Origin of the sequence: Endozoicomonas sp. ALC020 (assembly GCF_049275935.1) — a bacterium.
GTDB lineage: Bacteria > Pseudomonadota > Gammaproteobacteria > Pseudomonadales > Endozoicomonadaceae > Endozoicomonas_A.
In genome coordinates this window covers 6,971,710-6,982,758 of sequence record NZ_CP184830.1, presented here as the reverse complement: position 1 = coordinate 6,982,758, position 11,049 = coordinate 6,971,710, and the positions used below count along the sequence as shown (strand labels likewise).

1 protein-coding gene is annotated in these 11,049 nt (G+C 48.1%); it reads right to left on the bottom strand.

Annotated elements, in window-relative coordinates:
• Positions 1 to 337: 337 nt before the first annotated feature.
• Positions 338 to 10,852 (bottom strand): hypothetical protein, encoded by a 10,515-nt coding sequence (locus tag ACOJUO_RS25375; protein ID WP_422138575.1) that lies wholly within the window; start codon positions 10,850 to 10,852, stop codon positions 338 to 340.
• Between the last annotated feature and the right edge of the window lie 197 nt (positions 10,853 to 11,049).

Below are 11,049 nucleotides of genomic sequence, written 5' to 3'. Positions count from 1 at the left end.
CACAGTGGCAAAGTCTGTAAGTTGTTGAGTGAATGTGGGTCCCAGCGTGGGAACCCATACCTTATCTCACGCTGTAGAGTCCGGTTTTCAGGGGAGTTATGCCTTCCCACGCAAGACCCACAGGGCCTAAAAGCGTGGGAACGCGTTGCTAGCAGCCTGTCGGACTTAAGACTGTCCTACTGCGGTTGCGATAAATTGGTCTAAAAATTCCTGCTCCCTCGTCAAATAGCTCGCTATTCTCCTCGGAATCAGAAATTTTTATCCTCAATTTCTCGCAATCCTCGCTACGGACGCTTAAGTCCGACAGGCTGCTAGAGTTTTGTACTGGTTTCTGATATCAAAGTTCGTCGCGGGTATTTTTATCTTTATCAAACTCGTGATCAGCCAGTGCTGCTTTCATAGCTGTGGAGGCGGCCTCAGGCGCCGCAGTCCCTGACTCAAATAAGGCACCCAGAGTGTAGGAGTAAGGAATACTTTCTGCGTGGGAGAATGACCATTTGGGCACATTTTCCCTGAAGTATTTCTCCCAGCTATTATCGAGCATCTTCATGGTGCGATCCCGGCGTTCACGGAACTGCAGATAGTTCTCGTGTCGAGTCCAGCCATACATAGTGTTATTTGCTTTAACGCGGTTTGCGTACTCTTCATCGGTTTCACTATAGCGTTGAGGTGTGGCAATGGCGGTACGTTTCACATATTCATCCTGGGTTTCACCGCCGCCGCGCCAGCGATTAATCCTGTCAAGGCTTCGACCCAGAGGTCCACCCAGCCATTGAGTGAGCATCTTGTTGTCGTTCATAAAGAAGTCGAAAGTGACACCGGACGCCAGAGCGAAGCCGAAGGTTTGAGCATAGGTGAAACCGGATAGAAGTCCGTGGGCGTATGCTCCGACAGTGGCCATCGGACCCAGCACCAGACCGGCTGTGGCAGAGGCCAGTGTTTTTACTTTTTGTGGTGTCACCCTGTTCAGCAGCGGTACCTGAACCCCTTGTCCGGAACCCATGGATTTCACTATTTCCGGCACCAGACGGGAAAGGCTGCGATAGCTGTGGGGGTTGGCATTGTACTGTCTGGTGAACAGCGCAGAGCCGGTTTTCAACAGAATGACTGAGGAAGCGGCTTTGCCCAGTGGCATGGCCAGTCCGCCCACTTCAGAGATTTGTTCAATGCCGCTGTGATAGGCATATTGGCCGGTTCGGTCAAGATCAACACCGTAGCGTTCCAGCCAGTGCTGGAAAGGTGTGAGCATTCTGTGCAGGTAATCACCTCTGTTGGTCAGATCCAGAAGATAGAGGAATGACATGTTTGCAAGGGACAGTTTGGCAGCCTGCCAGTCGCTATGAGTTGCCAGAATAGGTTTGTAGCTGGAGTAGTACCAGGTGACAGCCTGTACCAGGAAGGCTGAAGGTTTGACCCAGTAATCATTGAGCTTCTGCTCAACCGCTGCGGCGTGAGCCTGCATCAATGTGTTATGGACAATCTTGATCAGTTCTGATTCAGACATCCCGACAGCATTGGCATAGGGGGTCAGGGTATCCTGAATATTGGTCAGGAAGGCTGCCGTCCTGCGGCCATTGTCAAAGGCAATATCATCAAGAACGTAGTTGGCGATGACAGCCGCTGCGTACTCTGTCATGCCGGCAACAGACTCTTTCATGCCTGCCGGGCCAGTTGCAGTCAGGGTCACAGGAGTAAAGGCACTCTGTATGAGTTCTTCAACACCCTGGTCGGACAGCATCTGGACAGCGGCTTTGAAGTCAGACACCCTGATGCCGTGTTTGTGGCCAAGGAAGTGTTCAAATTCATCCACTGTCTGATAGCCATCAACACCTTTGACAGCTTTCATGTAATTCTCAAGCTCAATCTTGCTGATCAGACCTTCACGCAGCAGAGCTATGATCTTGTTACCGCTGGCAGAACGGGTAGCGAAGTATTCCGAGAAGCTTTTCAGGTCCTTTGATTCTTGCTCGACGTAGTGAATGCCTGCTAAGCCCATGCCGCGAATTTCGACGTCGTATTGTCGGGCCCCGGCTTCTAAGTGCATCCTGGCCCTGTCCGTCAGAATCTCGATTTCTTTCAGCACATTCCGGGGTTGATCTTCTACAGACCCGGATGGGGATTCCGGGAAGGTGGCCTTCAGGTCATTGAAAATTTCCACAATCCGACCGGCCTGTTCAAACGTCAGTTTGTCTCCGATCATTGCCTGCAGGTGAATGGCTGCAAATTCATCGTTAAAATCGAAACTCGTAAAGAATGGTATTGCCTTGCCATGCTCTATCGCTGCTTCTGTCAGGCCAATTGCGGCTTCCAGAGCTCGTTTTTTGAGAGGGTGCTGCTTCGTGAATTTGTGGATGGCGTTCAGAACTTTTTCCTGATCCGGGGAGTACTGGAAGGGACCGCCATCACTTATGACGGCTTTTTCTGCAGTATTCAGGGCTTCCTTCAGTTTCACAATGTCTGCTTTTTGGGTTTCAATTTCGCCTTCCAGGCGGGCCTGTTCCTGAATCTCTGCCAGTGATCCGAGGTCATCTTTTATCCGGGTGTTCAGATTTTTTGCGGCAGCTTCGTCGTCTTCATCCGGAACAGGGTGAACGTCATTGCCCATCATAACGGCCAATTTTTTGCGTGGAAGATCATTCAGCTTACGATGAAGCCATTCCAGCTTGGTTTCAGCTGCCAGTATTGCTCGCCTGGCCATGGCAACATCACGATCAAGAACGTAGCGGGGTTTAGGTCCCAGGCGAGCCATTTGCCTGTCAAGCGCATCATCGATAGCTGCGATACGCTCATTAACGTCAAGCTGGACCGCTTTGAAAAATTCTGCCTCCAGCTGCTCAAGTTTTGCCTCAATCAGACTATTTTGTTCGTCTATACCGGCATCATCTCCATAGTCCTTAATATCAAGTTGCTCAGCAATTTTATTGTTTTTGATCCTTCTGACACCTTCATCGTCATAGATTTCGTTTACTTCTTTCCTTAATTTCTGAATTCTGCTTCTCAGTGCGTACTGTTTAGACAGTTTTGAATCGTCGTCATAAAACTCTATCTGCAGATCAGTGGCCAGTTTGGCCAGGAAAGTTTTGCCTCTTGCTTTTGCAGCAGGGTTTTTATCAGGATCGATATTGAGCTCTTTCTCCAGAGCAACAAGGTACTCTGCCTGTTTTTCTATGGCTCGCTTATCCGATTCTTTGACTATAAAGGTAAGACGATCACGAATACGTAAGAGTCTGACATCCATTCTCACCTGCTCCAGATTTTCCCTCGACTCCGGCCAGAGGTTCATGTCCATCTGATCCAGCTGATAATTGGAGATATCACCATCATCAAGCCTTCTAAGAACGCTCTTCAATCTTGCTGCCTTGTGATCATCTTCATCGGCTTTGATGTTGAGCAAGTTTTCCAGATAACTCAGTGTCATCAGAGCCTTATCCTCTGAACGCTGTCTGGCTTCTCTGATGAATGCCCTCATGTCCACAGAAATATCCATGCGACGGAAATACACATCTTGCTCCACAGTGAGGCGTTCATCCTTCATTACTTTTTCTGCGGCACGAAGTGTTCTCAATACTTCAGACATGGCTTTTGGATGGCCTGGTGTTCTGATGTCTTCCAGTTCTTGTTCCAGCTCTGCAAGCTGGGAGAGCTTGTCACGAACTATTAACTCCAGGGCAGCACGATCTTCAGGAACCCGATCTAAACCAATAACCGCCGCCAGGGCATCTTTTCTGGCCAGGGTGTAAGAATGCTCTATATCCTGTTGATTGGCCATTGTATAAAGTTGTTGACGCAGATCTTGCTCCCGGGCATTTATTTCCTCAAATTTTTGAATCAGGAGTTCTTGTTGAACGTCAATATTTGCATGGCTATCAAAACCCTGGATGTTTGAATGTTCAGCAATGGTCGCAAAGCGGGCTTTTATTTCAGCTTCTTTTTCAGCCCTTGTCCCGGTGCTCTGTTGCTGAAGAAGTTGCTGAAGATCTTGCTGAAGATGTTGCTTTTGTTGAGTGATCCGGGCTAACCGCTGCTTAATGTCTCGTTTAACGGATTTATGAAGGACTTCCGGTTCATTGTCTGAAGTAAAATCGTACCAGCTTGCAATGGCAGGCAGTTTTTTCTTTAATTTTTCTTCCTGATAGTGTGCTGTTGAGGCAATGGAAGCTGTTGCAAACGGCGTTGCGCTGACGGGTGTTGAGGCAATGGAAGCTGTTGCAAACGGCGTTGCGCTGACGGGTGTTGAGGCAATGGAAGCTGTTGCAAGCGGCATTGCGCTAACGGGTGTTGAGACAATAGAAGCCGTTGCAACTGGCATTGCGCTAACGGGTGTTGGGGCAATCGAAGCTGTCGCAACCGGCGTTGCGCTAACCGGTCTTGAGGCAATGGATTTTACGGTAACCGATTGCCTGGTTTCATGAATTTTCTGGCCTTTTATCCGGGTGTTCAGATTTTTTGTGGCCGCTTCGTCGTCTCCATCCGGAGCAGGGTGAACGTCATTGCCAATCGTAACGGCCAATTTTTTGCGTGGAAGATCATTCAGCTTACGATGAAGCCCTGCCAGCTTATTTTCAGCTACCAGTATTGTTCGCCTGGCCATGGCCAGATCACGATCAAGAACGTCTCTGGGTTCAGGTCCCAGGCGAGCCATTTGCCCGTCAAGCTCATCATCAATGGCTGCGATACGAACATTAACCTCAAGCTGACGCGCTTTGAAAATTTCTGCATCCAGCTGTTTAAGTTTTGCTTCAATTAGACTATTTTGTTCGTCTATACCGGCATCATCTCCATAGTCCTCTTCTCTGGTATAAGGGAATTGTTGTTTCATCTTTGAAAGAAGCAGATCTTGTTGAAGATTTAGTTTCTTGAGTTCTTGAAGCAGATGTTTTTGTTGATCGCCAATATCTGCATTGCTATCAAAATTCTCAATGTTTAAATGTGCGGCAATGGTTGCATAGCGGGCTTTGATTTCAGCTTCTATTTCAGTCTCTGTGCCTGTACTCTGTTGCTGAAGAAGCTGCTGTTGTTGAGCGATTTGGGCATTCTGCTCCCCAAGGTGTTGCCTAATGGTCTGACAGCGAACTTCCGGGTCTCTTTCGATACCAGGGGTCAGGCCGAGCTGACCTTCAATCCAGGCCAGCTTATTCTCGACTTCGCTAAAATCGGCTAATTCTGCATGTTTTTGCTGCAGGTACTGTTGCACAAACTGACAGCGGGCAAGCAGATCATTTTCGTCGTCTGGAGTAATATTGTGCCTGCTTTCAATGGCCGCCAGAGTTTCTTTGAAAGCTTCTTGCGGAGTTTGTGCGGTTGCGGCATTCGTTGTGGTCACCGATAATGTTGCAGTCACCAATGATGTTGCGATGACCGGTGTCGGGGCGATCTTTGTTGGCGCAATCGTTGTCGGGGTCATTGATGATGCAGTAATCTGAGCTACGGTCGCCGGTTGCTTGAGATCACGAATTTTCTGTCTAATGAGGCTGTCTTGTTGTTCCAGTGGCTGGGTATCATCCCAGTCATCAATTTCGAGCGCTGCTGCCAACTGAATGTTGTAATTTTTTCTGTTTTCCTCCATTGACTCAGGGGCTTCTTTTTTCGGTATTGAAATTCGATTAACTTCATCCTGAAGAAACTTTAGCCAGTTTCTCCGTTTTGCCAGTTCTTCCTGGTTCTCAACATGTTGCAGATAAGCCCTGCGTGACTCCTTCTGAATGCCCTGATGCAGGCTCAGGAGGCGGACTTCAGGGTCATCTTCGTTTTCCGGAACCAGGCCGAGTTTATTTTCAAAGAAAGTCAGTCTTTCCAGAATTTCCGGATAGGGTAGTTCTTCGTTTTGTTCCAGGCGCTGTCGCCGTGGAGTGAAATGAAGGGCAGCCGGATCTTCTTCATCGACCGAAGTAATGCGGCGCTTTTGGCTAATGGTCGGCGGTTTTGCTTTTACAGCTTCTTCATCAGACTGTCCTGTTGTGGCAACCGATGGTTTTATTTTATTAATTTTTTCTCTAATGAGCCTGGCTTGTTCTTCGGATGACTGGCTATCATCCCAGTCATCCATACCAAGCTCTGCTGCCAGTTGCGCGTTGCGAACTTTTGTGGCATCGGCTCTGGCAGTGAGTATTTGTTGTTCCAGCTCTGAGATTCGTTTGTCTTCCTGTTGGTGTTGATTCTGAAAAGGTTGTTGAGCAGTCTCTGTTACCTGCTGCTTCAGGTGTTGCTGAATGGCCTGGTGACGAGCTTTAAGGTCATCATTGTTTTCCGGAACCAGACCGAGATGACTTTCAAAGGCAGTCAGTTTTTCCCGAACTTCCTCATCGGCCAGTTCGGTGTTTCCTTGCAGCCGCTTTTGAATGAGCAGAAGGGTGGCCGGATTGTTTTTGTTGACCGAAGCAATCCCACGCCTGCCACTAATGGCCGCAGATTCTGCCGTTACAGCTTCTTCATCAGGCTGACCTGTTGCGGCCATTGATCTGTATATGTCATTAATTTTTTCTTCTATGAGTCTGTGTTGTTCTTCGAGTGGCAGGAGTTCATTCCAGTCATCAATACCAAGCCTTGCTGCTGTATGAGCGTAGTTAGCCTGCCTGGCAATTCTCCTGACAGTAAGAATTTGCTTTTGCAGCTCTGGAACCATATCGGCTTTCTGCACAAGCTTCTCTAACTGGTTTTCCTCTTCTATCTGCATGGCCGACGGTTCCGCCTCTAAAGTTTCTTCATCAGACTGAGCTGTTGTGACAACCGATGGTTTTATTTCATTAATTTTTTCTCTAATGAGCCTGGCTTGTTCTTCGGGTGACTGGGTATCATCCCAGTCATCCATACCAAGCTCTGCGGCCAGTTGAGCGTTGCGAACTTTTGTGGCAGCTGCTCTGGCAGTGAGTACTTGTCGTTTCAGCTCTGAAATTCGTTTGTCTTCCTGTTGCTGTTGATTCTGAAAAGGTTGTTGAACGATCTCGGTTATCTGCTGCTTGAGGTGCTGTTGAATGGTCCGGTGACGGGCTTTGAGGTCATCATTGTTTTCAGGAACCAGGCCGAGATGATCTTCGAAGATAGTCAGTTTTTCCCGAACTTCCTCATCGGTCAGTTTGGTGTTTCCTTGCAGCCGCTTTTGAATGAGCAGAAGGGTGGCCGGATTGTTTTTATTGACCGAAGCAATGCCACGCCTGCCACTAATGGCCGCTGGTTCTCCCGTTAAGGCTTCTTCATCAGGCTGACCTGTTGCGGCCATTGATCTGTATATATCATTAATTTCTTCTTCTATGAGTCTTTGTTGTTCTTCGAGTGGCAGGGTATCGTCCCAGTCATGAATACCAAGCCTTGCTGCTGTATGAGCGTAGTTAGTGTTCCTGGCAATTCTCCTGACAGTAAGAAGTTGCTTTTGCAGCTCTGGGACCGTATCGGCTTTATGCACAAGTTTCTCTACTCCAGTCTTCAGAAGCTTCTCCAACCGGTTTTTCCGTTTTCTCAGCTCTCTTTGACTGACATCAAATGCCTCTTGTTCAAGGTGTTTCAGAATGTTCTGGTGACGGGCTTGCAGGTCATCTTCTTTGTTCGGGACCAGTCCGAGCTGGTCTTCCAGGTCAGACAGTTTTTCCTGAAAGTCCTCGTCGGGTTGTTCCGGATTTTGTTGCCGCTGCTCGTGGGTGATCAGAAGGGGTTGTTGAACAATCTCGGGTGCCTGCTGCTTGAGGTGTTGCTGAATGGCCCGATGACGGGCTTCAAGGTCATCATTGTTTTCCGGAACCAGGCCGAGATGACTTTCAAAGATAGTCAGTTTTTCCTGCACTTCCTCATCGGATAGTTTGGTGTTTTGTTGCAGCTCCTTTTGAATGAACAGAAGGATCCCCGGATTGTTTTTATTGACCGAAGCAATAACACGCCTGCCACCAATGGCCGCCGGTTCTGCTGTTACAGTTTCTTCATCAGGATGGCCTGTTGCGGCCATTGATCTGTATATGTCATTAATTTTTTCTTCTATGAGTCTGCGTTGTTCTTCGAGTGGCCGGGCTTCATCCCAGTCATCAATACCAAGCTTTGCTGCTCTCTGGGCGCAGCGAATTTTTCTGGCATATCTCTTGACAGTAAGAAGTTCCTTTTCCAGCTCTGGAACCCTACCGGCTTTCTGCACAAGTTTCTCTAACTGGTTTTCCTCTCCTATCTGCAGAAGCTTCTCCAACCGGTTTTTCCGTTCTCTCAGCTCTCTTTGACTGACATCAAATGCCTCTTGTTCAAGGTGCTTCAGAATGTTCTGGTGACGGGCTTGCAGGTCATCTTCTTTGTTCGGGACCAGTCCGAGCTGGTCTTCCAGGTCAGACAGTTTTTCCCGAATTTCCTCGTCGGGTTGTTCCGGATTTTGTTGCAGCTGCTCGCGGGTGATCAGAAGGGTTGCCAGCTGGTCTTCATCGACCAGAATAATGCGACCTTTTTTGCCAGTGCCCGCCGGTTTTGCTTTTACAGTTTCTTCATCAGGCTCTTCTGTTGCGGCAACCGATGGTTTGATTGCCTGAATTTTTTTTCTGATGAGTCTGGCTTGTTCTTCCAGTGGCAGGGTATCGTCCCAGTCATCAATACCAAGCTCTGCTGCCGTTTGAGCGTTGCGGTCTTTTGTGGCATCTGTTCTGGCATCATGAACCTTTTGTTCCAGCTCTGGAATTCGTTTGGCTTCCTGCTGAAGTTTCTGTAACTGGTTTTTCTGTTCTTCCTGCCCCTGCTGTTGATCCTGAAAAAATTGTCGAGCGGACTCAAGCGCCATCTGCCTGAGGGTTTCGAGAATGCTACGGAAGCGGGCTATCAGGTCTTCTTCGTTATCCCGTGTCAGACCGAGCTCATCTTCTGCCATAGCCAGTGTCTGTTGGGCCCCCTCAAAGGTTAGTTCTGACTTTTGTAGCAACTGCTCGTAAATGCCTCTAAAGCGGGCATTAAGATCGTCTTTATCGACCGGAGTAATATGGAAAATGGTTTCAATGGCTGCCATTTCCATACGTATAGCCTGTTTATAAAAATGAGCTTTTCCTGTTGCCGCCACCATTTGGTTGATTTCATTAATTTTCTGTATGATTATTCTGGCTTGTTCTTCGGTTGGCTGGGTATTATCCCAGTTATCAATACCAAGCTCCTTTGCCAGTTGACTGTTGTATACTTTTGAGGCGTCTGCCCTGGCATCAAGAACTTGTTTTTCCAATGCCGGAATTCGTTCGACTTCCTGCTGCGGTTTCTGTGACCGGTTTCGCAGTTCTTCCAGCGCTTTACGAGTCTGCGCAAGCTCTTCTTCAGCCTTCTGCGCAAGCTCATGTTTGAGTTCAAGGGCTCTGAGTTTTTCCTTTGCATTGTCCTCCAGGTGTTTTAGAAGCCTGTTGTACTCGCCTTCTTTTGTCCGCAGCGCCTCTATTTTGTTATAGGTATTAATCATCTGCGCTGACATGCCTTTCACGACTCTGGCAGCAAACTCTTCATCTCCATCGGCCTGCACTTTTTGGACAACTCTGATAAAGGGTATCAATTCTTCCATATTCTGAATAAAGCGCTGGTCAGTCAGAAGAGTTTTCATTGCGCTACGGAAACCGAAGTGTCTTACCAGTTGATAATGTATCCAGGTTGGCGTGAGGACTGATGAAGTGACTTTGAGATGTTCTAATGTGAGTTCAAATTCATCCGTTCTATAAGGCCTGGCGCTGTATAATGCCTGCTGGAGAGATTCATAGTATGCAAGCGAAGTCAGTTTATCCTTGCTGAATTCAGCATTGCCCTGGGCAGCCAACTCCTCCAGCAGTGCCCACTGCCTGCTTCGAATAACATGCTGGTAGCTTTTGACCTTATATGTTTTAACCTTTGTTGTTGCGTGAGTGAGGCCATCAGGCTCAGCTTCTGCCAGAAGGTCATATAGGTTTTCTACAAAAGCGATATCGGCTGGATTCAGTTTCTGACTATAGAAAACAATAGTATCTTCCTGAGTATGACTGGGTACCAGCTTTGGATAACCCGAAGGCGCAGGGTAAACCCTTGTGGAATCTTCTCTTTGCATAACATATCCGACGGGTTTGCTCAGTGCCAGCAGTCTATCAAGAGCCTCCTGTTGCAACTCCTCTTTCAGGACATGAACCTGGATGTAGGCCGAGGTGGCTGCGGCCAGAAGCGCTTCATCATTGACAAAGAGCGATTGAGTAAGGCGGGTCAGTTCAGGGGGTTGATCGCCCGAAGCGATGAGACGCATAAACGTTCGCCCATTCACTTCAATGGGTTCTACTTTAATGGTGGCGAGGGCAACATAGTAGTCGCTTGTGCCGAGGTCTCCTGCTCTGTCATCAGCACCTTCCAGGACCGCATGCAGTTGTTCGGGTCTGGCTATTTTCGTTGAGGGTTCTAATGACGGTATGACCGTTAATTGATCACGAACAGCGTCAATGGTCTCCTGGTCGGTCATTCCGCCTCTGACTTCAATTATCAGCTCCCTTTCTCCAAGGCTATGGGTGAACCTGAAGACTTCCTCATCACCCACCTTCAGGACTTTGGTGTATTTCTGAGCAACGTCATTCTCGCCCGTTTCAAACAGATCAACACTGGTGACGTCAGCACTAACGGCAGAAAGAATGTCTGTAAAACCCTCAGAGGGAACCGCACAGCCTTCTCTGGCTTGGGTCTGATCAGGGTAAGTAGTGGTAAAGGATTTGGGTATTGGTTGCTGGTCACCCGCTAAAGTTGGCTGAACACTGACCAGACTCTGTGTAAACGACAGATGTTCGTCGTTAGAGATATCAAGAGATTTTGTCTGCAGCTTGCGCTCGGTTATTGCCTGTGTACTGATGATGGAAGAGCTGAGGGCAATGGCTACTGCAAGGCTTAATGCATTGGGGCGGGCATTTGTCATTCTACTACCTCAGAGTTGGTACTTTGATTACAGTGAAAAGTGTTTGCCACACCTGGCGAGGAAACAGCTTACAAAGGCTCATGGCTGTCAATCGCTCATGGCTGTCAATCGTTCATGGCTGTTACGGTAAGCTGTTGAGAGAATTTAGTTCACAGTGGAAAATCTGCTAGCTGTTAAGCGAATTTAATTCACGTGGC